We start from the raw sequence: 23,363 nt of genomic DNA on the forward strand, positions 1-23,363 counted from the left end.
TCCTTTTCAATCACATGCTGTTTCGACCGGTAGCCCGGTCAGATCACGCCGTGCAACGGTGGCGCGGTGCCGTGCAACAGCGCACGGCCGAGGTGCTGGTACTTCCATCGGATCGGATCGTGCAGGGTATGGGTGCGCGCGTTGCGCCAGAAGTGGTGCAGATTGAGGTCCGCTGCGGCACTGCGTGTTCCGCTCACTTCGAACAGCGCGCTGGACACCTCGTTGGCCGCCCGATCGGCAAGCACCTTCGCGGCGGCTACCGCCAGCGATGCCCGACCGGCGGCATTCTCTTGTTCGCTGCCTACCACTGTGCCACCTGGCTCGAATCCGGCAAGCCCCCCGTCGGGGGGTGTTTGCGACCCTGCGCCGGTGGCCGCGTCGACGGCCGCGCCCGCCGCGGTGAGGGTCGCTTCGGCGGCGGTGACCATGACCGACAGCTCGCCGAAACGCTGAATCAGCAGCGGGTCATCGATGGCCTCCGTGACGCCTGCTTCGAACCAGGGGCGGCTCGTGGTGCGCACGAATTCTGTTGCGGCGGTGAGCGCGCCACGAGCGATGCCCGCGTCGATGGCAACGTGCAGCAGTTGCGCGAACGCGCCGTAGCCGGTGGGCGCGTGCACGGCGGCGGAGCGGTCGATCAGCTGGTCCCGCTCGACCAGCACGTCCTCGAACGTGACGGTGCCGCTGCCGGTGGTGCGCTGGCCGACGCCGTTCCAGTCGTCGATTATCCGGACACCCGGCGAATCGGCGGGCAGGTACGCGATGTACTCCCCAGGCGGCAGGCCGCTGCGGCCGTCGGGATCGTCGAGCCTGGTCAGCACGGCGAGCAGGTTCGCGAACAGTGAACCGGTGCAATAGAACTTGCGGCCGTCGATGCGGAATTGCTGCCCGACGGGCCGCAGTGTGGTGGTGATGTCGGCGATGGTGGCGCCGCCGCGCTCGGACTGCGCGTTGGCGATCCGCCCGCCGTCGAGTATCTGCGCGAAGTAGCGCTCCCGTTGCGCCGCGGAACCCGCCAGCCGCACCAGATTCACGTAGACGAAGTGACTGTGCGGAATCTGCGCGATATTCGGATCGGCGGTCGCGAGGATCCGGATCACCTCCGCCACGGCACTCGGCGGCAGGTCCGCGCCGCCGTACTCGGCGGGCACGGTGATGGCGAGCAGCCCGCTGGCCGCGAGCCGCTCCACCTCCTGATGCGGCAGTACCCGGCCGCGGTCCCGGGCGGCGGCCCCTGGCGCGAAATCCGCGGCGAGGTGTGTCGCTGCCGAAAATGCTTGCGCGGCCGAGGTTATTCGATCAGCCGCGACCGCGGTCATCAGCTGACCGCCGCGACCGGCCGCCGCGCGGCCTCCAGTTCCCGAACCAGCGGAAGCACTTTCGCGCCGAAGTACTCGACTTCCTCCTGGAAGTGCAGGAATCCGCCGAGGATCAGGTCGACGCCGAGCTCGCGGTAGGCGACGATGCGCTCGGCCACCTGCTCCGGTGTGCCGATCAGCTTGGTCCGGAAACCGTCGTTGTACTGCACGAGATCCTCGAACGACGAGTCGGCCCACATGCCCTTGCGGTCCTTGGTGGACGCGCCTGCCTGCTGCACCGCGTCCCGGAATCCTTCCACCGCAGGCTTGTTCGCCTTCTCGACGATCTCGCGCAGGGTGTCCTGGGCTTCCTTCTCGGTGTCGCGGGCGATGATGAAGCCGTTCAGGCCGAACTTCACCTCGCGGCTGTTGGCCCTGGCGATGCCGCGCAGATCATCGAGCTGTTCGGTGACGCCGTCGAAGTCCTTGCCGTTGGAGAAGTACCAGTCGGCGTAGCGGCCGCCGTTGCGGCGGGCGGCCGTCGAGTTACCACCTTGGAACAGTTCAGGATTCGGGCGCTCGGGGGTGTTGAGCGGCTTCGGCTTCAGCGTGAAGTCACGGATCCGGTAGAAGTCGCCGCCGTAGTTCACGTCGTCCTCGGTCCAGATCTTGCGGATCACCTCGAGGAATTCGGCGCTGCGCCGGTACCTTTCGTCGTGCTCCAGCCACGGCTCGCCGAGCGCGGTGAATTCGCCCGCGAACCAACCGGATACGACGTTGATGGCGAAGCGGCCGTTCGAGAGGTGGTCGGCGGTGGCGCCGAACTTCGCGAGCACCGCCGGGTGCCAGAGGCCGGGATGAATGGCCGCGATCACCTTCAGTCGTTCGGTCGCGCCGAGTAGCGCGAGACTGAACGACGTCGACTCGTGCTGGAACTCGGCGCCGTACGAGGCGGTGTAGCGCACCTGCGACAACGCGTAGTCGAAGCCGTTGTTCTCGGCGGTCTGCGCCAGCTTCTTGTTGTACTCGAAGTCCCAGCCGGTGCGCTGTTCGATGTCACTGGTGACCAGTCCCCCGCTGACATTGGGCACCCAGTAGGCGAATTTGATCTCTTCGGCGATCTGCTCCGTGGTCATAGCTTGCTCCATGGGGTCGGGGGGTAGCCGTCGATCTCGTCCCAGTCCAGCACCGCGATCCGACCGGCACGAGGGTTTGAATCTGTGCGATCGGATCGCGGTGCTGGGGCTGTTCGGGTTTCTCAGGCGGGTGTTTGGTTTCTCAGGCGTTGGTGAGGGTGTCGGCGAAGGTGGATCGGGCGAACTTTCCGGCCGGTGCGAAGCGGCCGAGCAGCGCCTCCGCGTCTTCGCCGGTGACGCGGGTGATGAACTCGTTGGCCGCTTCCACCGAGTCGACCGGCAGGAACGGCTGCGGGTGATGCAGCAGGCCGACGAGGGCGGTGGCGAACTTCGGGTCGACGCCCGCGGCGACGAAGAAGTTGTTGCCGATCTCGGCCAGTTCCGGATCACCGAGGAACAGCCGGGTGACCTTGCTGGCGGCATCGCCGCGCACCGCGAGGAAGCCCGCGTACTGCTCGTTGAGCCAGGCCTCGTCGAACTCGCCTTCGTGCACCGCGGCGGCCGCGACGAGCCGCTGTGCCTGGATGAGCCCGCTCTGCGCGCCCTGGCCCGCGATCGGGTCGTACGCGGACGCGGTGTCACCGAGCGAGGCCACCAGGTGCCCGCCCGCGGTGTGCCCGACGGCCGATCGGACCACCGGCCGCACCGCGCCCTTCAGCCAGGAGTGCGGGTCGTCGGCGATCACCTGAGTCGCCTGCACCTCGGGCAGGTCCCAGTCAGCGAAGTCCCGGTACAGGTCCTGCACGATCCGGTGCGCGGACTCGGCGGAATCCGCTGCGGCGAAACGGCTTTCCCATTCGCTACCCGGCCGGGCCCAGCCGAGGAACGCCCAGCTCGGACCCGCGTCCTTGTGCAGGTACGGACCCCACCAGCCCTCGCCCTGCTCGGCAACGATGGAGTAGCCGCTGTGCGCACCGCCCGCCGGGCTGCGGTGCGCGAAAATGTCCTTGTCGTAACCGATTCCGGTCACCGTGACGGTGAGCAGCGAACGCTGCGGTGCGTCGTAGGGGGTGCGTGCCTCGTCGATCGGGAACAGGTCGGACAGGCCGCCGCGACCGGTGGCGACCAGGGTGAGGGCGTTGGCGGCGGCGATCGTGTCGAGGGTCTCCGGGGTCACCTGCTCGACGACGAAACGACCGCCGCGCTCCTGGAAGATGGTCAGTCGTTCGTCGGCCTTCAGCCGGGTATCGACGGCAACGCCGACATAGCCGTCGAAATTGCCGTCGAATTGGATCAATTCGGCGCGGTCCGGTCCGACGATGCGGGCGCTGAGTCCGGTGTGCCGCTGCGCCCGCGCGGTGTAGTTGTCCAGGCCGAGTGCGGACTCGGCCTGCTGGGTGATCCCGAATTCGAGCGCGGTGCCGGTGGCAGGGACGTCGTCGCGCAGACTGCGTTGTTCGCGGTCGCTGTAGAGGGTGACGTCGAATCCGGCGTCGAGCAAACCTAGCCTCGATCTTTCGCCGGGTTGATGTGCTGGCCTGATCGGGTTCGGATTGGGTGTTTCGGTCGTAGTTTTCCGGTTGCGGGCAGGGCAGCTGGCCCGCGCAGCGGGCTGGCTGCCGGGTTCCACTGGCCCGGGTGGTTGGTTTCCTTGGTTGCAGGGACGGTTTCTGGCTGGTCAGCCGGGTTGCAGGCGTGCTGCGGCGGTGGTGAGCAGTTCGGTGTAGGGGGCGTGCCGCGCCAGGTGCAGTGTGGTTTTGCGGGCATGGCGGGCGATGCGTCCGGCGGCTGAAAACAGCCGCAGCCGTAGCGTTTTCGGTTCCCAGCGACGTGCGGGGTGGTCGTGCAGGGCGAGTGTCTGCATCCAGGCGGTCAGGTCGAGTGCGAGCGCGACGACGGCGAGCCAGATGCGGTTGGCGTCGAAGCTGTGGAACGGAAGATTGCGCAGGCCAGTGTCTTTCGCGTTTCTGATCCGGTCTTCGCAGCGGGCCCGCTGGCGGTGACGCAACTCGAGGTCGGGCAGCTGGCCGCGGGTGGTGTTGGTGACGAACGCGGTCAACCGCATCCCGTCGCGGTCGGTGAACCGCAGCTGAGCACCGGGGTGTGGTCTCTCTTTCCTGACGATGAGCCGCATGCCGGGCGGCCATCCGGTCAACTCGGTGATGCCGGTGACTTCCACGACCCAGGCGCCGTCGCGGACCTCGCCGTCTGCGTCGTAGGCCGGTGTCCAATCCTGCGGATTCAGGTGGGTGCCCATGGCGGTGACGATCTCGTCGGTGAGAGTGAACCCGACCGAGTACTGCAGCCGGCGGCGGTGGCAGTAGTCGAGGAACTCGTGGGTGCCGCCACCGGAATCGGTGCGCACCAGCACTTTCCGGCCGACCCGCCATCCCGGCTGCCACGGCAGCTGAGCGAGGGCATCGCGGAGAACCTGCTTGTGGTCGGCAGCGGTATTACTACCGGCGTTGCCCGGCCGCAGCATGGGCGCGGCGGGCTCGCCGGTGCCGGTGCGACCGTGGTCGATGAACGACCACAGCGAGTGGAAGCCGAAGCCCCGCTTGAACGTCGGTGTGGCGTTCTGTTTTTCCGAGTGCGCGTCGGTCAGGGTGGCGTCGAGATCGATGATTAACGGATCATCGATGTTGATCCCGTGACCGGGGGCGTTCGGCCCAGCCACGGCCCACGCCTGCGCCCGCGCGTCCGCGCGTGCAGAAGCGATGGCGGCCAACGCTTTCGGTGCCTGGGCAGCCAGCGCGGTGATCGTCCGCGACACCGTCGGATCCGAGGCCACCAGACCGAACACGCCCGGCTCGGCCCGTAACAACGCCACATCCGCGGCGCAGTCACCACCGACCGCGAGTGTCACCGCCAAATCCAGCACGATCTTGCCCGGGTCGTGGACAGCCATCGGTTTGCGCCACGGCCCCAACTGTTCCGACAAACCCCAGGTCAAACCAGTTATCTCGGCAGTACGCAGCAGCAGTGCCGCACCTGCGTGTGACACCACGCCCGCACCGTCACCGTCGATGGTCAGCCGCGGATACGGCGATATAGACTTGCCCACCAGAAAGGTGCTCCAAAACCTCGATCAATTCAGCCTTCGCAAGTCGAATTATCGCAGGTCGGAGCACCTTTCGCCATTCCCGCCGCAGGTTAGGCGCCATTACCATGATTGGCCGAGGCTAGTGCCGCAGTGACACCGGTTTGGCCGGCACCGATTACCGCGGCCGAACGGGTGGAACGGGGAACGGAATTCTGCGTTGTCATGCTCGGATCATCCGGGGTGTGACCTGTCCCTCGTGAGTGTTGCGATCAGCGAGAATCAATGCGGCGACAGCGGTTTTGCCTGGCGTACCATTCGGGCCATGTCGTTCACTGTTGCCGAGCTGACCGGAGACCGGACCGAGCAGTACCGCCAGCTCGCCGCGCAGGCGGCGGCGCTGGTGGCGGGCGAGCCGGACCGGGTCGCCAACGCCGCGAATCTGGCGTCGCTGGTGTTTCACGCGCTGCCCGAGCTGAATTGGGTCGGGTTCTATTTCTTCGACGGAAACGAGCTGGTGGTCGGACCGTTCCAGGGTCAGCCCGCGTGCGTCCGCATTCCCATCGGGAAAGGTGTGTGCGGCACCGCGGCGCAGACCAGGGAAACGCAACTGGTGCCCGATGTGCACGCGTTCCCGGGCCATATTGCGTGCGACGCGGAGACGCGTTCGGAAGTCGTTATTCCGTTGGTGCACAATGGCGCGCTCGTCGGCGTATTCGACCTCGACAGTCCGAAGCCGGACCGGTTCGATGAAATCGACAAGGACGGATTGGAATCCGTCGCACGGGCTTTCCTCGATTCCCTCCCGTCTTAGTCGTTCCGGCGAACACCCAGGTGCTCGCCGGAACGACCGTGTCTACGAACCCGGCGTAGCGACCGCCGCGCCTGGACGCGAGACCTCGTCGGGTAGCGCGGTGGATCCGGGGCCGCCCACGCGATAGCGCGCACCGCGATGCTCGTCGGGCAGCCGGTCGCCCGCTTCGAACAGGGCGTTACGGAGGGTGCCCGGCACGTAGTCGGTGGCGTACGCGCCGCGTTCGGCGAGAACCGGGACAACGTGCTGGACAACATCTTCGAAGGAACCGGGGGTGATGGCGTAGGCCAGGTTGAAGCCGTCCAAATCGGTGTCCTCGACCCATTCCTGAAGCAGGTCCGCGACCGTGGCACCGGAGCCGACGAACACCGGGCCCATGCCGCCGATGCCCGCCCACCGTCCGATATCGCGCACCGTCCACTCGCGGCCGTCGTCGTCGAACTCCTGGAAGGCGGCCACGGCGGACTGGATGGCGTTGCTCTGCACCTGCCCGATCGGATCGTCCAGGTCATAGCCGGACAGGTCGATACCCATCCAGCCGGACATGAAGACCAGGCCGCCCTCGATGCTGGCGTAGGACAGGTACTCCTCGTGCTTCTGCTGTGCTGCTTCGTCGGTGGCGTCGGTGATGATGGTGGCCAGCGCGTAGATCCGCGCGGAGTGCGGGTCGCGGCCCGCATCTTGCAGCGCCGCGCGGATCCGGGAAACCGTCTGGGCGAGTAGTCGTTTCGATGGTGCGGCGATGAAGATGGCCTCGGCGTTCTCCGCGGCGAAGCGCACGCCGCGGGTCGAGGCGCCCGCCTGGTAGATCACCGGTGTGCGCTGCGGTGACGGCTCGGAGAGGTGGATGCCGGGCACGGTGAAGTGCTTGCCCTGATGGCCGATGTGGTGCACCTTCGCCGGGTCGACGTAGACGCCCTGCGCGGCATCGCGGACCACCGCGTCGTCCTCCCACGAGCCTTCCCACAGCTTGTAGAGGACCTCCAGGTATTCGTCGGCCTGGTTGTAGCGCTCGTCGTGGTCGAGCTGATCTTCGGCGCCGAAATTCCTTGCCGCCGAGGGCAAGTAGCCGGTCACCACATTCCAGCCGATGCGCCCGTTGGTCAGGTGATCGAGGGTGGAGAGTCGGCGCGCGAACGGAAAGGGATGCTCGAAACCGGTGCCGGTGGTGATGCCGAACCCGAGGTGTTCGGTGACCGCGGCCATGGCCGAGACGAGCAGCAGCGGATCGGCCACCGGGATCTGCGCGCCCTGCCGCAGCGCGGCGATATCGCTGCCGCCGTACACGTCGTAGGTGCCGAGCACGTCGGCGATGAAGATGCCGTCGAAACGCCCCTGCTCCAACAGTTTCGCGAGTTCGGTCCAGTAGCTCAGTTCCTTGTACCGGTGCGACTGGTCGTCCGGATGCCGCCACAGACCCGGGGATTGGTGGGCGACGCAGTTCATGTCGAAGGCGTTGAAGCGAATTCGGCGGGTCACTGCGCGGCCTCCGTCGCGGGCTTGCGTTCGCCCGCGCTCCAGGCGAACGGCAGGTCGGCGCCGTTCAACAGGTGATCGCCGATCGCCCTTGCCTTTTGGATGGCCGGGTTGTGCACCGAGATGGTGCGCGCGTTGCGCCAGTGCCGATCCAGCCGCTGGCGTTCCGAAACGACCGACGCGCCACCGACTTCGAAGAGCAGCGTGGTGGCGGGCAGCACCAGATCGATCACCGCGAGCTGCGCCTGGGCGGCGGCGAGTTCGGCTGCCACCAAAGACTTTTCGTCCTTCGCGCCACCGGCGAGCACCTCGTCGAGGATGTCGGCGACGGCGAGCACACTCGACCTGGCGGCGAACGCGGCGGCGGACAGGCGGCCGATCACCTGTTGCACCAGTGGGTCCTCGCGCGGTACGCCCGCGGTTGAGTGCGAGTAGCTGCGCGTGCGTCCCGCCACCCACTCTCGTGCGTCCAGTTCCGCGCGCTGTGCGATACCGGCGAGCACCGAGAGCTGGACCAGCTGAAGATACGAGGTCGCGTAGGTCGGGCCGGGGGCACCATACCCGGGGCCGAGGATTCGCTCCTCGGACACCACGACATCGGTGAATTCCGTTGTGCCGCTGGCGGTCAGCCGCTGCCCGAAGCCGTCCCAGTCGTCGTGCTGGCGCACGCCTTCGGCGTTCGCGTCGACGAGCACACCCACTCGCTCACCGTCACGATCAGCTGCGGCCAGGATGTAGTCGGCGTACAGGGAGCCGGTGCTGTAGTACTTCACACCGTTGAGCAGCCAGCGGTCGCCGTCCTTGGTCAGCCGGGTGCGGTAGCGGTCGACCGCGCCCACCCCCGGCTCGGTGATCGCGTTGCCGACCAGCGTGCTCGTCGCCGTCCGCAGCCACTGCTCGCGGCTCGGTCCCGGCTCGGCCAGCAGTTGGTCCTCGACGAACGAGAAGTGCACGCGCAGCGCCTGCGGCAGGTTCGATTCGGCCGCCGCCAACTCGATCAGCAGCCGGAACAGCTGCCGCACGGTGACGCCGTATCCACCGAACTCGACCGGCACCCGCAGCGCGCCGAACTTCGCCTCGCGCAGCCAGCCCACCTCCTCGAACGGCAGGCGTCGATCGACTTCGCGCGCCACCGCCCCCTGCGCGATGCGCGCGAAGATCGGTCCGAAGACCGCATCCAGTTCGGAGTCTGTGGCGGATTTGGCCTCGATGGATGTCATCACCCCACGATGGCGCAGCGCCGTGCTCGGCTCACGGGTTGCGCGCACCGCGATCGAAATGGTGGTCCGCCGGAGTTGTCGGTAGGTCCCGCTACAGTCGCGACGTGGCTGGATCGCAGTACTCGTTCACGGCGGAAGTGTGGGAACACTCCGGCATGGGGTCGTGGCATTTCATCTCGCTGCCCGAGGAGATCGCCGACGAAATCGAGGAGCGCTACGCCCAGCTCGCCGGTGGGTTCGGCGCGGTTCGCGTGCACGTCACGATCGGTGCCAGCCGCTGGTCCACCTCGCTGTTTCCGGACAAGTCACGCGCCACGTACGTGCTGCCGGTGAAGAAGGCGGTCCGCACCGCCGAAGACCTCGGCGCTGGATCGCGGCCGAAGATCGAGCTGGTCGTCGCCCTGGGCTGAGTCCGGACGGTCAGTACTCGCGCGGACCGAATTGCGGCGGGCCCGGTGGGTAGCCACCGGCCTGCGCCGCCCTGCGTTTGCTGCCACTGCGCTTCACCGCGACGACGATGATCACCACGAGTCCGAGGAGTAGCCCACCACCGCCGACGCCGAGCGCGGCGAACAGCTGGTAGACGAACGAGCTGCCGAGCCCGCGACCGATGGCGGCGGTGACGCCGGGGTCACCCTTCGTTGTCACGTGATAGGTGCCGGGCTGTTTCGCCTCGAACGAGAAGGCTGCTTCGCCGCTGTGTTTGCCGAAGGAGTAGGTGACGGTCGCGTCGTATTTGTTCAGCGGCACCGCCGAACCGCTCGGATCGGTGATGACGATGTTCACCCGGCCGCCGTAGCCACCGCCCGAGGTGTCCTCGAAATACACTGTGTAGCCGCCGGTTTCGGCTAGCCGCAGGTCACCGGAGCCGGGCACCGCGATCCGCTGGAAGTCATCGATCTTGCTGGACGTCTGGGTGATGCCGAAGACGCCGAGACCGAGGCCACCGAGCACGCCGATGGCGATGAGCAGGCCGCCGAACGCGAACCACCAGCCGGACGGCGTGATTCGTTGCGGAGGGGCCGGATACGGCGAACCTGGATGGTGCGGTTGCATGTCGGCCCTCGTCTCCCCCGGCCGACACACACATCGACGTCACGCCAGAATAAGACAAATGCCGCAGCCGCGCCGACTATCGGAGTGGTGGGGTCAGCGCGGGGTGGCCATGCATTCGGTGGCGATGCGGGCGCTCGCGGTGCGCGCCTTTTCCGCGTCGTCCTTGCTCATGCCGAGGGTCTCCTGGTCGGCGGCCTTGGTGTCGTACTCGTTGCTGACCATGACGCGCAGGCCGTCCTGCGAGATGCCCTGTTCGACAAAGAGTTTCGCGGCGCAATCGGCCAGTTGCTGGCTCTTGAGGCCCTTGTCCTGGAGGGACTTGGCGAGGTCCGCCTGCGTCACCGTCGGCGCTGCCGCCGCTTTGTCGTTGCCGCATGCCGCGAGCACCGGCAGCGCGATGAGCGCCGCGGCGATCAGGGAGATCCGCACCTGAATCCCTATCTGTCGAAATGGACACCGTCGAATGGACGCTGTGGGACGTCGGCCACGATGGTACCGATCAGGTCGGAAACCTTCGCGCGCTGCAGATTTTCACAAATCCATGGCGGCGCGCAACGCGGTATCCAGGCGTTCCAGCGTCTCGATTTCCATTTCATCGACCCGTTCCGCGAGCCACCCCCGGAAGATACGACCGATATTCCCGGCGTGCACCCAGCCGTAATGTTCCACCGGCACCGCGAGGATGTCCTGGGGATCGTCCTCGACCACCTCGGCGGCGATCAGCCAGGGCCTCGGCGACTCGTTGATGCCGTCACTGCTGATGAGCACGACAGTGCGGCGTCGCGGCGAACCATGCGGGTTGTAGATCCACAGTTCACCCCGCCGCACGCATCGCCTCCTCGGCGGCGGCCATCTCGGCCGCGTCGGCGGCGGCCTGCGCCGTCACATCCACTGCCGGACCGCACCCGGTGCGCACGGCCTCACGCCGGGCGGCCTTCGATATCCACGCCGACGGCGACATACCCGCGCGGGCCGCGGCCTGCTCGGCGAAGGACCAGGCGGCCTCGTCCAGCGAAAGGGTTACCTTACGCGTTGCCATACCATTTATCGTACCGACTTTTCGGGCCACTGCCAGCGGAAATTATGTGGTTTTTGCCAGCAGACCGGCAACTGATGGCTGGTGACTGCTGTTACTGTGGGCGCACCGGCGGGCGGAAAGTTGGGATGACCGAGATGACTACGTTGAACCATCACCGGGTCGGGGCGGGCGAACCGCTGGTTCTGGTACACGGCATCGGCAGCCGGTGGCAGGTGTGGGAGCCGGTCATCGACACGCTTGCCGAGTCTTATGACGTGATCGCTGTGGACCTGCCCGGCTTCGGCGGTTCGGCGCCGCTGGCCACCACGACCGTCGACACGCTCACCGATGCGCTCGCGGAATTCCTTGCCGCACAAGGGATCGAGCGGCCGCACCTGGCGGGGAACTCGATGGGCGGGCTGATCACGTTGAACCTCGGCGCACGCGGGCTGGCCCGCTCCGTCACCGCCTTCTCGCCGATCGCGTTCTGGGACAAGGCCGGTCGCGTCTGGTGCCAGCAGTCGCTCGGCAAGTCTCGGATGCTCGTCGGCCCGATGAAGCGCGCACTACCGACCATTCTCGGCACAGCCGCGGGCCGAACCGTGTTCCTGAGCTTGGTCTTCGGTAAGGCATGGGCGGTCAGTACCCAGGTGGCGATGGATACCGCGAACGGTGCGGCGGACGCACCGGGGTTCGAGTCGGCCCTCGCTTCGTTCGCCGACGCGAAGCTGCACGAAATCGGCGCGCTGGCAGACATTCCCGTCACCATCGCCTGGGGCAATCGCGACATCCTGCTCACCTACCGCACCCAGAGTCGTCGTGCCCGTGCGGAACTGCCGGACGCCGAACACGTCACGCTGCGCGGCAGCGGCCACACGCCGTTCTACGACGACCCCGCCGGGTGCGCGCGGGCAGTGCTGGACACCATCGGTAAGCAGTAGCGGTCAGCGCTCCCCGCGCGGCTCGGTCAGCGTGTCCGGATGCGCCGTCCCCAGCAGGATGCGCACCGCATTCCGCCAGCGGTGCTGGATGATTCGGTTCCGATCGACCTCACCGGTCAACAGCACCCGCATGGCGAGGCCGGTCATGATCTCGATGGTGAACTCGGTGATCGTCGGCACCCGTGGGTCATCCGGGAACTCCGCGCGGAAGACATCGCGAATGCTGTTGTGCATCAACTCGAACAGCCGATGCTCCAGCGGCAGGAACGCGGCGAGCAGTTCCGGGTCGGTGCGCGCACCGACCCACATCTCCAGCGCGGCCCAGAACGACGGGCCGCTGAGCATCCGCATGGTCAACTCGACGGCGGCCTCCAGCCGATCCGCCGCGTCCGGAAGTTCCGCGAATTCCATTGTCAGCTGGTCGAATCGACGGGCGGCGAGATGCTCGACCGCACCGGCGAGCAGATCGGCCTTGGTCGGAAAATGATGCTGTAGCGTGCCGCGCGGCACCCCGGCCCGCTTCTGCACCTCGAGCGTGGTCGTGCCCGCATAGCCGACCTCGACCAGGCTCTCCACCGCCGCGTCGAGGAGCCGCGTGCGCATGCGCGCCCGGCGCTGCGCCTGCGTCTCCCGGACGCGTTCCCCGGCGGAAGTCAGCGGCCCTGCCACTGCGGTTCGCGCTTCTGCGCGAAGGCGAGCGCGCCCTCGGCGGCGTCCTTGGAAAAGATTGCGGGCAAGGCGATCTCACCCTGCTTGGCGAACGCCTCGGTCACCGTCCAGTCCGGCGACTCGTCGATGATCCGCTTGCTCGCGGCGACGGCCAGCGGTGCGGCGGTGGCGATTTCGGCGGCCAGCTCCAAGGCGACATCCAGGGCCGCGCCGGGCTCGGTGATCCGATTGACCAGGCCCAGTTGGTAGAGCCGCTCGGCGCCGATCCGCCCGCCGGTGAGCGCGAGTTCGGCGGCAATGCTGCGCGGCAGCCGCTGGGTCAGGCGCAGCACACCACCACCGGCGGCGACCAAGCCGCGCCGCACTTCTGGGATGCCGAACTGGACGTTGCTGGCGGCGACGATGAGGTCACCGGACAGCGCCAGCTCGAAACCACCGGCCAGCGCGAAACCCTCGACCGCCGAGATCATCGGCTTCGCCGGAGGTTTCGCGGCGATCCCGAGCGGACCGCGCCGCTGTGTCATCGGCATCTCGCCCTTCGATGCGGCGACGAGATCCATACCCGCGCTGAAGGTTCCGCCCGCGCCGGTGAGCACCAGCACCCGGGCGGAGTCGTCGGCCTCGAACTCGTCGACCGCGGTCTCGATGGCCTGCGCGGTCGCGAGGTTGATGGCGTTGCGGGCCTCGGGGCGGTTGACGGTCAGCACGGTGATGGCGTCGCGCCGTTCGACCAGAATCAGGTCTGTCATCGGACGGTCCTCTCGGTGAGCAGGATGAGCTTGTCGGCGGCGGTGATGTCGGCGGCAGCACCGAGCGGATCGCCGTTATCGAACGCCGCGACCGTCTCGGCGTCGGACGCCCGGATCAGTATGCGTTCGCCGGTCGGCGTAAGAGCGCTCACCACAACGGCTTCGGGTTCGTCGACGTGGTCGGGCGCGGGGCCCTTGCGGTAGGCGACGGTGTACGACTCGACGGTGGCCGGGCCGGTGTAGCCGGGGGCCGCGTCGCGCCTGGCAACGGGCACCTGCGCCTCGATCGAACGGAACAGCTGCGCAGGCGGTTCGGCCGAGTACACGCCGACACCATGCTTGGTGATGTACCAGCCGAGCGCGGTCGCCAGGCCGTAGGCGCCGGGGTCTTCGCGCAGCAAGCCGACCAGTGTCGCGATCGAATGGGTGGTGTAGTTGTTGCCGGGGCCGCCGCCGAAGGTGAGCCCGCCGGTGACCGACAGCGGCCGCGCCGGATCGTCGATCGGCAGCCCGAGCGCCTCGGCCGCGACCTGCACCGCGACGGGGAAGCAGGAGTACAGGTCGATGTGCGCGACCTCGTCGATGCCGATACCGGCGGCACCGAGGGCGGCCTGTCCGGCGGCCGCGATGGCGGGCGAGGTGGCCAGGTCCGCGCGCTCGGAGACGAACCACTCGTCGGTCGCGGTGGCACCGCCGTGCGGGAACACCCACCGGTCCCGCGGCACCCCGGCCGCGGTCGCGGCGGCCGCGCTGCACACGATCAGCCCCGCGCCCTGATTCACCGAGAGGTTCGCGATGAGCAGCTTCGGATACGGCGTAGACACCAGCCGATTCGCGGGCGTGGGCGTCACCAGATCGGCGGCGGTCTGCGACGTCGGCTGCCACGCATAGGGATTGCCCGCAGCCACCGCGGACAGCCGCGACCACAGGCCGCCGATCCGTGCTCGATGCTGTTCCTCGGTCAGCCCGAGCCGACCGCGCAGGGCGGTTTCCATCAGGGCGTAGAAGTACACCGGGCCCCACAGACCGGCCGCGGTTTCCATGTCGGAGTTGGGTGCGCGGTCCGAGCCGATGAGCTCTGTCGGCTGGACGTCGTCGGACTGGTCCGGCCAGTTCAGCGTGGCACCGGTGCGGGTGGCGGTGTTCCATGCGGCCACCGCCTCGGCGCCGGTGATCAGCGCGATGTCGGATCGGCCGCCGGCGATCGCCTGGGCGACGGTGTTCAGCAGGCGCTGCGGTGCGTCACCGCCGAAACGCACGGACTGCATCGTTCGCTTCGGAGTCGCGCCGAGCTCGGCGGCGACCAGCGCGCCGAGATCCGGGTACGGCCTGCTGACGGGTGCCGCGGCCGCGATCAGATCGGCGGCGCGCACCAGTCGATCGCCGGTGCCGCTGTCGGCGCCCGCGCGACGCAGGGCTTCGGCGGCGAGTTCGACCGGACCCGGCAGCCCCGACTCGCCGCTCCGGTGCACGACCTGCCCGGCGCCGACCAGCACCGGCGTTCGAGGGTCCATTCCCGCTGGCAGCATTGTTCCTCCGATGATCTTGCGGGCCGCCGACCGAGTCGACGCGGATACCGTCAGCATTGACGGTAACTCGGGTTCGATTACAGCAGAGACCGCATGACCGGGGCAATGGTCACCTACCGCTGAACTGACTCACGGGTAAGATCCGGGCATGGGCACCAACATCGCGCTGCGGTTCGACGGCGACCGCGCCTACGTCACCCTCGACCGGCCGGACAAGCACAACGGCCTCACCATCGACATGCTCGGCGAGCTGATCGACACCGCGCACACCATCGCGGGCCGCGACGATGTGCGCGCGGTCATCCTGTCCGGCAACGGCCCGAGCTTCAGCAGTGGCCTGGACATCGCGAAGGCGGCCGGCGACCCGCTGTCCATCGTGCACAGCTTCATTCCGCTGCCGTGGCGCGGTACCAACACCTTTCAGGAGGCCTGCTGGGCCTGGCGCAGGCTGCGGGTTCCGGTGATCGCCGCGGTGCACGGCCGCTGCTACGGCGGCGGGCTGCAGCTCGCACTGGCCGCCGACTTCCGCTTCGCCACCCCGGACTCGGAGTTCTCGGTGATGGAGGCCAAGCACGGCCTGGTGCCCGACATGACCGGCGCGGCCACCCTGTCCCGGCTGATCGGCGTCGACAAGGCGCTGCTACTGACGATGACCGCGGACACCGTCGACGCCGCCTACGCCGAGCGGATCGGCCTGGTCACCGAGGTCACCGCGGACCCGCTCGCCGCGGCGGAGAAGCTCGCCGACCGCATCGCGACGCGCTCGCCACACGCCGTCGCCGGTGCCAAGCGACTCTTCGACAAGGCGTGGGAGGCCTCGACACGCCGCACCTTCGCACTGGAACGCGCGACGCAGCTGCCGCTGATCATCCGGCTGGCCACGACACGGGGGAAGTCCGGAAGCTAGCGCCCAACGGCCCCTTTTGAGATACGCACCACATTTTCGACGAGTTCACTGCTAGCATTTCCTAGAGATTTGCCAGCCAGTCGAATGTGGTGCGTTGCACACCGCGAATGGTCTGCGTATCGCGGGAATTCTGTGTTTCGTATCGCTCTCGGCGCGGATACGGAGGGCTCACAGACTTTGACCAAGACGGCATCCATCTTGCTTTCGGCGTTGGCGGGTGCTTCGGCCTTGCTTATCACTGCAACTACCCCCGCCAGCGCAAACCCAAACACCATCAATCCAATTCCGGTGCTCAACGGGAGCAACGGCCTGCCCAATCTGGTCGGGCGCACCAAGGCCGTATTCCAGATGACCGGCATGGCCAGCCCGAACAACACCCAGGCCTACAACGTGCTCGGCACCGACCTCGGCATCATGTGGGACAACGGAAACGGCGAATTGCTGACCGCATTCGGCGACACCGCAGGCGTCGGCTTTCCGAACCTCTTGGCGGGCAGTATGTGGTCGTGGCGGTCGAACATTCTGACGCGCAGCCACACTCAGAACCCGGCCGGAGGCATCTACTTCGACAGCGTTGTCCGCGATGTATTCGGTCAGGCGCGCGACCTCGTACCGAGCCCGAAAATCCCGTTTCTGGAGATTAGCCGTATTCCGACCGCGGGCATTTCGGTGGGCGGAGTCCAATTCATGAGCCTCATGTCCGTGCGCAGCTGGGACGAGGTCGGGCAGTGGAGCACCAACTACTCCGGGCTCGCCGCCTCCGGTGACAACGGCGAGACCTGGGGCGAGCTGCCCGCCACCCGACGCCCGGATGACGGCGGCAACAGCAACTTCCAGATGAACGCCTTCCTCAAGGACGGCGGCTTCGTCTACGAGTACGGCACCCCGTCCGGACGCAACCAGTCCGCGTTCGTGGCGCGCGTTCCGGAAGTCCAGATCACCGACCTCGGCGCGTACGAATACTGGGACGGCGGGGCGTGGCGACGCGGCGACGTCAATGCCGCGGCGCCGATCATGTGGGGCGTCGGCGAACTCTCGGTGATGTACAACGCGTATCTCGGCCAATACATCTCGCTCACCACCGACCCGTTCAACTCGGTGGTGCTGCGGCGCGCGTCGGCGCCGACCGGTCCGTGGAGTGATCCCGAGGTGTTGATCGACACCAGGGAGCTGCCGAGCGCGTACGCGCCGTCGATCTTCCCGTACCAGACCGGGCGTGATCTGTACTACCTCACGACCGTGCACAGCCAGTACAACGTGCTGCTCATGCGCACACCGCTATAAGGGTTTCCAGCACCGGGATCGGCGCGATCCAACACGGCTCTTGACCTCAACAATGCTTGATGTATGAGGCTTGGCCGTGTTGGATCGTCGTCGTTCAGGAGGAACCATGGGAACCGTCGCACCCGAGATCGCCACCGTGCGTGCCTGGCTCAGTGCCAACGCGCGTCCGGTCGTCGATACCGATCCCGGCTATGCCGGACCGGATCTCGATCCCCTGATCGATCGGCTCGGGTCCGCGACGGTGGTCGGACTCGGTGAGTCGACGCGGTTCTCCCGGCAGATCTACGGAGTGCAGGAGCGTTTGTTCCGCGCGCTGGTCGAGCGACATGGCTTCCGCGGGTTGGCGATTCAGGACAGCGCCCGTTCCGGCGAGCGGTGGGACCAGTATGTGCGCACCGGCGTCGGTGATCCCGAATCGGTGCTGGCCGGATCGTGGCGGCCGTGGCGGACGACGGAAACTGTTGCGGCACTGGAGTGGATCCGCGCGTTCAACCTGGCGCATCCCGACGATCAGGTCCGGGTCTTCGGTGTCCAGCCGCCGAGTGCGGAGCCCGCGGACTACGACGTGGTGCTCGATTACGTGCGCCGGGTCGCCCCGGATCGGTTGGCCGCCATCGAGGCTCACCTCACACCGATCCGCAGCGCGCATCGGATGGACGAACATGTCCAGCGGCATCAGGGCATTCATCCGGGCCGTCTGTTCGCCGAGGATGCACGGGATGCCGTCGCGTTGTTCGAAACCTTGCCGCCTACAACGGAATACGCCGATGTTCACCGGCATCTGCGGCTGATTCTCGACTTCCACGAGAACAGCGTCGCCGGGCAGGGCGGGTTCGGCCGTGACGAACGGCCCTCCGGCCAGCGCGTCATCGATTGGCAGCGCGACACGGGAACGAAGATCGTTTACTGGGATGGCATCGCGCACACCACGAACGTCCGGTTGGGAATGGGGACAGCGCAGTTCCGCGGCGTCGGCGCCTACCTGCACGACGTGTTCGGCACCGGCTACGCCTCGGTCGCCCTCGGCTTCCACCACGGCAACCTCGGCATGACCACGGCGCCCGAGCCCCGGCCCGATCTGGTGGACGCGATCCTCGGCTCGGTCGATCTGCCCGCCTACTACGTAGACCTGCGCGACGAGGCGCCGGAGGCGGTGCGTGAATGGCGGCGCGGGCCGGCCAAGGCACGCGTCATCAGCGGCATCTACGACCCGGCCAAGGATGCCGACGCGAACATCACCGTCGCCTCGCTGGCCGACGCCTTCGACGTGCTGGTGCACATCCGGGAAACCTCGCCGGTGCACTGGTTGCCGAGCGACGATCAATAGACTCGCTGGCATGGATGCGACCGATTGGGACGAGCGCTACGCGCAAACTGAATTGGTCTGGGGCGCACCGCCGAACAACACCGTGGTGGAGCACGTCTTCGGGCTGGAGCGACGCACGCCGCTGCGGCCCGACGGCCCCGACGGCGAAACACCCGAACTCCCGCGCGCCCTGGACCTGGCCTGCGGCGAGGGCCGCAACGCGCTGTGGCTGGCCACCCACGGCTGGCAGGTGCACGCAGTCGACTACTCGCAGGTCGGCGTCGACAAGGGCCGGACCATCGCGACCCGCCTGTCCCGCTCGGTGCGCAGCCGGATCAGCTGGCAATGCGCCGACGTCACCGATTTCGACGCCGCCGAGATCAGCGGCCCGTTCGAGCTGGTCCTGATGGTCTTCCTGCACCTGCCCGCCGATCAGCGGAGCAAGGTGGTCCGCCGGGCCGCGGACCTGCTGGTCCCCGAGGGCACCCTGCTGATCCTCGGCCACGACACCACCAACTTCACCGACGGTTACGGCGGCCCCAAGGACCCCTCCGTGCTCTTCACCCCCGACGACATCGCCGCCGACCTCGGCGAGGCCATCGCCGACAAGCGCATTCAGATCCGGCTGGCCGAGCGCATCTTCCGGCCCACGGAGGGACGCGACGCCATCGATGCCCTGGTGATCGCCAACCGTCCGGCGACGGAATCGGACGAGGTCGAGCCGTCGTCGTGAGGTCACGGCAGCAGTAGCCGCCAGTACAGGGCCCATGGAATGAACAGGACGCCCGCGAGGATCAGCAGGGTGAGCCTGACGCGGACCGCCCCGCTCAGCTGACCTCTCGCCCGCCACCAGGTCAGCGCCGTCGCGGCGGTCGCGAGCAGCGCTGCGAAGGTACAGATCTGCAGCAGTAGCCATGGCAGGGTGCGACCGGCAACGAAGGCAGCGGCACCTTGGCCGCCGGTGGCGAAGATCCACACCAGGTAGCCCAGGGTTCCGACGACAGCCACGAGCCCGGTCACGGACAACCATCGGGCCGGCCACCGTACCGGATTCCGACCGGATTCCGCGCGCCGCCCGATCCAGGCGGAAAGCGGATATCCGGCGAATCCGATCAGCAACAGCACCAAGGTGGCGTATCGCACCGCCGCCGCCTCGTACCAAGCTCCACTAGACGGTGCTTGGCTCGTATCCACTTGCGCGGGAACGGGTTCGGCGCTGGACAGCGGCGCACGACCAGCGGCTACCGACTGGACCCAGGAGGTCATCACGTCGGCATATTCGGGCCCTAGCGCACCGAGCGGCTTGCCGTCGACGACCAGACCACCGACCTTGTCGAAGCCGTCGGTGGTGGCGTGCCCGGTATGGCCCGCACCCGGCACGAACCGAATGGTGGCGTGCTGATTACCCGCGTGTTCCAGGGCCCGCTGGAACACCGCGGCACTCTCGGCGGGCGGGGTCAGGGTGTCGTGCTCGCCCCACAGCGCCAAAACCGGCATTCGAAGCTGCTCCAGCATCGGCACAGTGTCATAGCCCGCCTCCGGAAAAGCGCCGGTCTCGGAGATCAGCAGCGCGCCGGGTCGCGCCACCGCATCGCGGAACGCACCGGAAACCGCGGCGTGGCGCAGCTGATTGCCCAGGTTCCACGTCTGCGTGCGCAGTGGGTCGAACCCGGAGGCGCCGATGGTGACCAGGAACGCGACATCCGGCGACTTCGCGGCGGCCTGCGTCGCCACCCAGCCGCCCTCGCTCAACGCCCACAACCCGGCCTGCGCCGGATCGACGTCCGCGCGGCCGCGCAGGGTGGCGAGACCGGCGAGCACGTCATCGGCCAGCAGGCCGAAGTCCCGTTCCATGAACGAGTAGCCGTCCGTGCGTTTGTCGAAGGCCAGGGTGACGATGCCCGCGCGAGCGAACACCTCCGCCTCCGGGACGTACTTGGCACGGGGGCCGGGTCCCGCGCCATGAACGAGCACGATGCCGGGAAGTTTCGCGTCGGCGGCGACGGAACGCGGCCTGAAAACGGTGCCGTGCAGCGTCAGCCCGTGACTCTGGAACGAGACCTCTTCCTGGATCGGATCATCGTCGGCGGGAACTGCACCGGCGACGCTCATGCTCGAGCCGAGACACGCGATCACGACGACCGCGACGAGTACCGAGCATCGGATGGAATATCGACCGATCGCCGACGAAATACGCGTCAGCCAGGTGTTATGCATGCAATGAACGGTAGAGACGGGAGCGTCGTCCGACATCGGGCTGCGGAGTTAGACCCTTAGCCCTACAAGCACTTTCGAGATAGCGCCACCGAGGGATGTGGGGCTGACGAACCACGAGGTAGCGCCACCGAAGCAGTGGCCAACGACATTGGGGGCGTGTCCGCAGCGGAGGGCCTGGCTAGCGTGACGGGTGATCACATCCACAACGTAGGAGCTATCCGATGAGCCGTACCACCCTGAAAGTCATTGTCGCCGTGGCGATTACCCTGACGGCCGGGGCAGGGACGGCGAACGCGGCGACCGGTGGGATTCCGCTGGAGCCCGCGTCGAGCACCCAGGCGGATCAGGTCGGCACGCAGCCGACGCCGATCGGCGTATCGCCCGGATCGAGCAGCGCCGCGGCCCTGGCCTGCCTCGTGCAGTCGATCTCCTACGGCGCCAAGTACTGCCTGTAGTCGACGCGGTCCCCGGCTAAGTGGTCTTGCCCGTTAGTTTCTCGGGGGTTCACGCGGCGGCTGGTTATGCGGCACGCTGGTGCTCGCAGCCGGTGGGTTGTTGGGAGTGCTCGTTCTGTTTATGCCGCTCGATCCGGGCCAGGAGGTCCTCGAGGTCGGTGTGGGTGAACTCCCATTTGAAGGGCCGGGCGGTCTCGTTGTAGCGACGCTCGAAGGCGGTGAGCCGGTCTTCGACTTGGTCAAGGCTGGTGAAGTCGTTGGGAGACAAGGCTTTGCGCTGCAGGATGGAGAAATAGATCTCCACCTGGTTCAACCAGGAGGCGTGCACCGGGGTGTGGACCATGACCGCGTTGGGGAACCTGGCGCTGAGCCGGTCACATGCGGCTTTCCCGCGGTGGCTCGACCCGTTGTCGACCACCCAGAACACCCGTTTCGCCGAGGCGTAGGGCTCGCTGGTCATGACGTCGCGCACCAGGGTCATGAACGGGGCGATTCCGGTCTTGGCTGCGCAATGCCCGAGGACGCGGGCGCGCCCGATGTCGTAGGCGGCCAGGTAGGACAGTGCTCCGCCGCGGTCGTATTCGTGGTTGATGCGCATCATTCGCGACTTGCCGGGCGGGAGTGTGGGGTGGCAGCGGCAGCGGGCCTGGATGGAGGTCTTCTCGTCGGAGGAGATCACGTATTCGTTCTCGGCGAGGGGTTGCCCGTCCCAGATCCGGTGGTAGAGGTCGAGCACTCGGGCAGCTTTGGCGGTGAAATCGGGGTCGCGGATGAATATCCACGACTGGAACTGCCACGGTTTGAGTGCTGCACCGGCCAAGATTCGCCGGATCGTCGAGGCTGAAATAGATTCGGCGATACCGGATCTGACAGACTCGACGGCCAGATCGCTGCTGCTCCACCGCGACAACGGCACCCCGGTCTCGGCTGGTAGTCCGCAGGCGAGGGCTTTGACCTGGGCTCGCTGCAGCGGTGTGAACCGCGGCGGGCGACCCGACCGAGGCCGGTCGCCCAGCCCGGCCAGGCCGTGGTCGGCGTATCGGCCGCGCCAGAGCCGCACGGTGTCGACGACCACGCCGCGGCGGGCTGCGATCATATTGTTGGAGTGCCCGCGCGCGGCGTCCAAGACGATCCGGGCCCGGATGACGTGCTGGTAGGCGAGGGTGCGGGAATAGGCGATCTTTTGCAGCCGGCGCCGCCCGGACGCGGTCAACATGATCTGGCGGGCACGGCAAACAGGCACGTGGGCAACAACTTTCATCACGATCAATTTCGAACCGACCGCGCGAGGATGCCCTGGTTCGGCACCGTCACCAGTGACGACACGCCGCAACAGGCAAGATGGCCGGTATGGCTGCCATCCCTGCCTCGACGAAAACTTCCCTAGGCCAGCGGCTGCGCCAGCACGCCCGCGACCACTGGCCCCAGCTGGTCGAGCTGCACATCCGTTTCCACGCCCAATTCGCCTACGTCGAAGCCGAACTCGCCGACGGGAACCGGCTACCGCTGCTGCGCCTGCGATACGGCTCGTCGGCATCATTCTGGGGATTCGGTCTCTACCTGGCCAGCAACGATAAATACCAGGACCAGATCCTGCCCTCCGGGCTGCCTATCGGTAGCCCTCAAGAAGCCCTCGACTGCGCCTGCGGCCTCTACCTCAACCACTGACCCCCGACAGAGTTACGGGCAAGCCCACTAAGTACTCCACCGCTGCAACCACGGCGTGACCGTCTCGACGATGACGTCGAATCCGGTGCGGAACGAGTGCGGCTGGCCGGGGATCACCCGCACCTCGGCGGCGTCGGCGGCATCCGGGATGCCGAACGGATCGCTGCCGCCGTTGATGACGACCACCTCGATGTCACCCGCGTCGAGCAACTCCTCGCGCCGGGTCTTCTCCGGCTTCCCCGGCGGATGCAGCGGAAACGACAGCGCGATCACGCCACGCGCCTGGACCGCGACCGCCGTGCGACAGGCCACCCGAGCGCCGTTGCTCCGCCCGCCCTGGATCAGCGGAACCTTCTTGATCCGGGTCCGCAAGGCGGCCACGATCTCCAGCCACGCCTCGTCCTGCTTCACCGCCGACCCCGGTGCGCGGCGTCCGGCGACCCGATAGGGCTGCACCACTCTGGCCACCGCGCCGCCCAGGTCCAGGGCGGCATCGCGCACGGTCAGGATGTCTTTCGCGTCGACCCCGCCGCCCGAGCCGTGCGTGAGTAACAGCAGGAAGGCGGGCTTGCGCGGCCGGTCGAGCTCGATCTCGGCCGGTCCGGCACTCGTCTCGATTCGCACACCCTCACGGTAGCCC

25 protein-coding genes are annotated in these 23,363 nt (G+C 67.5%); 9 read left to right on the top strand and 16 right to left on the bottom strand.

All coding sequences use genetic code 11. The features are described from left to right. Window positions 1-38: 38 nt before the first annotated feature. The 4 genes from ACQPW1_RS47050 to ACQPW1_RS47065 all read right to left on the bottom strand — a co-directional run bounded on the left by ACQPW1_RS47050 (window position 39) and on the right by ACQPW1_RS47065 (window position 5,438). A complete protein-coding gene (locus ACQPW1_RS47050) occupies window positions 39-1,319 on the bottom strand; it encodes an acyl-CoA dehydrogenase family protein (RefSeq protein WP_433660394.1) in 1,281 nt (426 codons plus the stop codon). Beyond that, window positions 1,319-2,434 (bottom strand): dimethylsulfone monooxygenase SfnG, encoded by a 1,116-nt coding sequence (sfnG, locus tag ACQPW1_RS47055; RefSeq protein ID WP_433660396.1) that lies wholly within the window; start codon window positions 2,432-2,434, stop codon window positions 1,319-1,321. Before sfnG ends, ACQPW1_RS47050 begins: the two co-directional genes overlap by 1 nt. A 142-nt stretch (window positions 2,435-2,576) precedes the next feature. After that, window positions 2,577-3,917 carry a styrene monooxygenase/indole monooxygenase family protein gene (locus tag ACQPW1_RS47060; RefSeq protein ID WP_433665546.1) on the bottom strand — a complete coding sequence of 447 codons (1,341 nt, stop codon included), beginning with the start codon at window positions 3,915-3,917 and terminating at the stop codon, window positions 2,577-2,579. 135 nt (window positions 3,918-4,052) lie between these two features. Further along, the gene (locus ACQPW1_RS47065) at window positions 4,053-5,438 is read right to left on the bottom strand and encodes an IS1380 family transposase (protein WP_433655183.1); all 1,386 of its coding nucleotides are present in this window, start codon (window positions 5,436-5,438) and stop codon (window positions 4,053-4,055) included. 301 nt (window positions 5,439-5,739) lie between these two features. Between ACQPW1_RS47065 and ACQPW1_RS47070 the strand changes: the two genes are divergently transcribed. Next, complete coding sequence (locus ACQPW1_RS47070; protein WP_433660397.1) at window positions 5,740-6,228, top strand: GAF domain-containing protein; 489 nt, start codon at window positions 5,740-5,742, stop codon at window positions 6,226-6,228. Window positions 6,229-6,270: 42 nt separating this feature from the next. Here the strand turns inward: ACQPW1_RS47070 and ACQPW1_RS47075 are convergent, their stop codons facing one another. Continuing rightward, the gene (locus tag ACQPW1_RS47075; protein WP_433660399.1) at window positions 6,271-7,707 is read right to left on the bottom strand and encodes an LLM class flavin-dependent oxidoreductase; all 1,437 of its coding nucleotides are present in this window, start codon (window positions 7,705-7,707) and stop codon (window positions 6,271-6,273) included. Next, window positions 7,704-8,924: an acyl-CoA dehydrogenase family protein gene (locus ACQPW1_RS47080; RefSeq protein ID WP_433660401.1), complete on the bottom strand. Its 1,221-nt coding sequence runs from the start codon at window positions 8,922-8,924 to the stop codon at window positions 7,704-7,706. The genes ACQPW1_RS47075 and ACQPW1_RS47080 overlap by 4 nt, the downstream gene beginning before the upstream one ends. 104 nt (window positions 8,925-9,028) lie before the next feature. Here ACQPW1_RS47080 and ACQPW1_RS47085 point away from each other — a divergent pair, with 104 nt between their 5' ends. Then, a complete protein-coding gene (locus tag ACQPW1_RS47085) occupies window positions 9,029-9,334 on the top strand; it encodes a DUF1905 domain-containing protein (protein WP_433660402.1) in 306 nt (101 codons plus the stop codon). Between the two features lie 10 nt (window positions 9,335-9,344). Here the strand turns inward: ACQPW1_RS47085 and ACQPW1_RS47090 are convergent, their stop codons facing one another. From ACQPW1_RS47090 to ACQPW1_RS47105, 4 genes are all read right to left on the bottom strand, one after another. Then, a complete protein-coding gene (locus ACQPW1_RS47090) occupies window positions 9,345-9,980 on the bottom strand; it encodes a hypothetical protein (protein WP_433660404.1) in 636 nt (211 codons plus the stop codon). Window positions 9,981-10,073: 93 nt separating this feature from the next. Then, complete coding sequence (locus tag ACQPW1_RS47095; RefSeq protein ID WP_433660406.1) at window positions 10,074-10,409, bottom strand: hypothetical protein; 336 nt, start codon at window positions 10,407-10,409, stop codon at window positions 10,074-10,076. 102 nt (window positions 10,410-10,511) lie between these two features. After that, on the bottom strand, window positions 10,512-10,808 hold the full coding sequence (locus ACQPW1_RS47100) for a hypothetical protein (protein WP_433660407.1): 297 nt from the start codon (window positions 10,806-10,808) through the stop codon (window positions 10,512-10,514). After that, entirely contained in the window at window positions 10,795-11,019 is a 225-nt protein-coding gene (locus ACQPW1_RS47105; protein ID WP_433660409.1) for a hypothetical protein, read from the bottom strand. The genes ACQPW1_RS47100 and ACQPW1_RS47105 overlap by 14 nt, the downstream gene beginning before the upstream one ends. A 125-nt stretch (window positions 11,020-11,144) precedes the next feature. On the opposite strand from ACQPW1_RS47105, the gene ACQPW1_RS47110 reads away from it, so the two are divergent. Continuing rightward, window positions 11,145-11,939, top strand: coding sequence for an alpha/beta fold hydrolase (locus ACQPW1_RS47110; protein WP_433660410.1), 795 nt, complete (start codon window positions 11,145-11,147; stop codon window positions 11,937-11,939). 3 nt (window positions 11,940-11,942) lie between these two features. Here ACQPW1_RS47110 and ACQPW1_RS47115 read toward each other — a convergent pair whose 3' ends face one another. The 3 genes from ACQPW1_RS47115 to ACQPW1_RS47125 are packed head-to-tail and all read right to left on the bottom strand — an operon-like array spanning window position 11,943 to window position 14,871. Continuing rightward, a complete protein-coding gene (locus ACQPW1_RS47115; RefSeq protein ID WP_433660412.1) occupies window positions 11,943-12,608 on the bottom strand; it encodes a TetR/AcrR family transcriptional regulator in 666 nt (221 codons plus the stop codon). Next, complete coding sequence (locus ACQPW1_RS47120; RefSeq protein WP_433660414.1) at window positions 12,593-13,357, bottom strand: crotonase/enoyl-CoA hydratase family protein; 765 nt, start codon at window positions 13,355-13,357, stop codon at window positions 12,593-12,595. Before ACQPW1_RS47120 ends, ACQPW1_RS47115 begins: the two co-directional genes overlap by 16 nt. After that, window positions 13,354-14,871, bottom strand: a complete 1,518-nt coding sequence (locus ACQPW1_RS47125) for a thiolase C-terminal domain-containing protein (protein ID WP_433660415.1) — start codon at window positions 14,869-14,871, stop codon at window positions 13,354-13,356. The genes ACQPW1_RS47120 and ACQPW1_RS47125 overlap by 4 nt, the downstream gene beginning before the upstream one ends. Window positions 14,872-15,034: 163 nt before the next feature. Between ACQPW1_RS47125 and ACQPW1_RS47130 the strand changes: the two genes are divergently transcribed. From ACQPW1_RS47130 to ACQPW1_RS47145, 4 genes are all read left to right on the top strand, one after another. After that, window positions 15,035-15,793: a crotonase/enoyl-CoA hydratase family protein gene (locus tag ACQPW1_RS47130; RefSeq protein ID WP_433660417.1), complete on the top strand. Its 759-nt coding sequence runs from the start codon at window positions 15,035-15,037 to the stop codon at window positions 15,791-15,793. Window positions 15,794-15,970: 177 nt separating this feature from the next. Then, a complete protein-coding gene (locus ACQPW1_RS47135) occupies window positions 15,971-17,077 on the top strand; it encodes a DUF4185 domain-containing protein (RefSeq protein ID WP_433660419.1) in 1,107 nt (368 codons plus the stop codon). A gap of 106 nt (window positions 17,078-17,183) precedes the next feature. Then, window positions 17,184-18,404 (top strand): erythromycin esterase family protein, encoded by a 1,221-nt coding sequence (locus tag ACQPW1_RS47140; RefSeq protein WP_433660420.1) that lies wholly within the window; start codon window positions 17,184-17,186, stop codon window positions 18,402-18,404. A gap of 10 nt (window positions 18,405-18,414) precedes the next feature. Then, window positions 18,415-19,116 carry a class I SAM-dependent methyltransferase gene (locus tag ACQPW1_RS47145; RefSeq protein ID WP_433660422.1) on the top strand — a complete coding sequence of 234 codons (702 nt, stop codon included), beginning with the start codon at window positions 18,415-18,417 and terminating at the stop codon, window positions 19,114-19,116. Window positions 19,117-19,118: 2 nt separating this feature from the next. Here the strand turns inward: ACQPW1_RS47145 and ACQPW1_RS47150 are convergent, their stop codons facing one another. Beyond that, window positions 19,119-20,600: an alpha/beta hydrolase gene (locus tag ACQPW1_RS47150; RefSeq protein WP_433660423.1), complete on the bottom strand. Its 1,482-nt coding sequence runs from the start codon at window positions 20,598-20,600 to the stop codon at window positions 19,119-19,121. A 221-nt stretch (window positions 20,601-20,821) separates the two neighbouring features. Here ACQPW1_RS47150 and ACQPW1_RS47155 point away from each other — a divergent pair, with 221 nt between their 5' ends. After that, complete coding sequence (locus ACQPW1_RS47155; protein WP_433660424.1) at window positions 20,822-21,055, top strand: hypothetical protein; 234 nt, start codon at window positions 20,822-20,824, stop codon at window positions 21,053-21,055. 64 nt (window positions 21,056-21,119) lie between these two features. On the opposite strand, the gene ACQPW1_RS47160 is transcribed toward ACQPW1_RS47155, so the two are convergent. Further along, window positions 21,120-22,316, bottom strand: a complete 1,197-nt coding sequence (locus tag ACQPW1_RS47160) for an IS630 family transposase (protein WP_433660425.1) — start codon at window positions 22,314-22,316, stop codon at window positions 21,120-21,122. Between the two features lie 89 nt (window positions 22,317-22,405). On the opposite strand from ACQPW1_RS47160, the gene ACQPW1_RS47165 reads away from it, so the two are divergent. After that, a complete protein-coding gene (locus tag ACQPW1_RS47165; protein WP_433660427.1) occupies window positions 22,406-22,723 on the top strand; it encodes a hypothetical protein in 318 nt (105 codons plus the stop codon). 27 nt (window positions 22,724-22,750) lie between these two features. Here ACQPW1_RS47165 and ACQPW1_RS47170 read toward each other — a convergent pair whose 3' ends face one another. Further along, complete coding sequence (locus tag ACQPW1_RS47170; protein ID WP_433660428.1) at window positions 22,751-23,347, bottom strand: alpha/beta hydrolase family protein; 597 nt, start codon at window positions 23,345-23,347, stop codon at window positions 22,751-22,753. Window positions 23,348-23,363 lie beyond the last annotated feature (16 nt).

Source organism: Nocardia sp. CA-128927, assembly GCF_050955855.1.
GTDB lineage: Bacteria > Actinomycetota > Actinomycetes > Mycobacteriales > Mycobacteriaceae > Nocardia.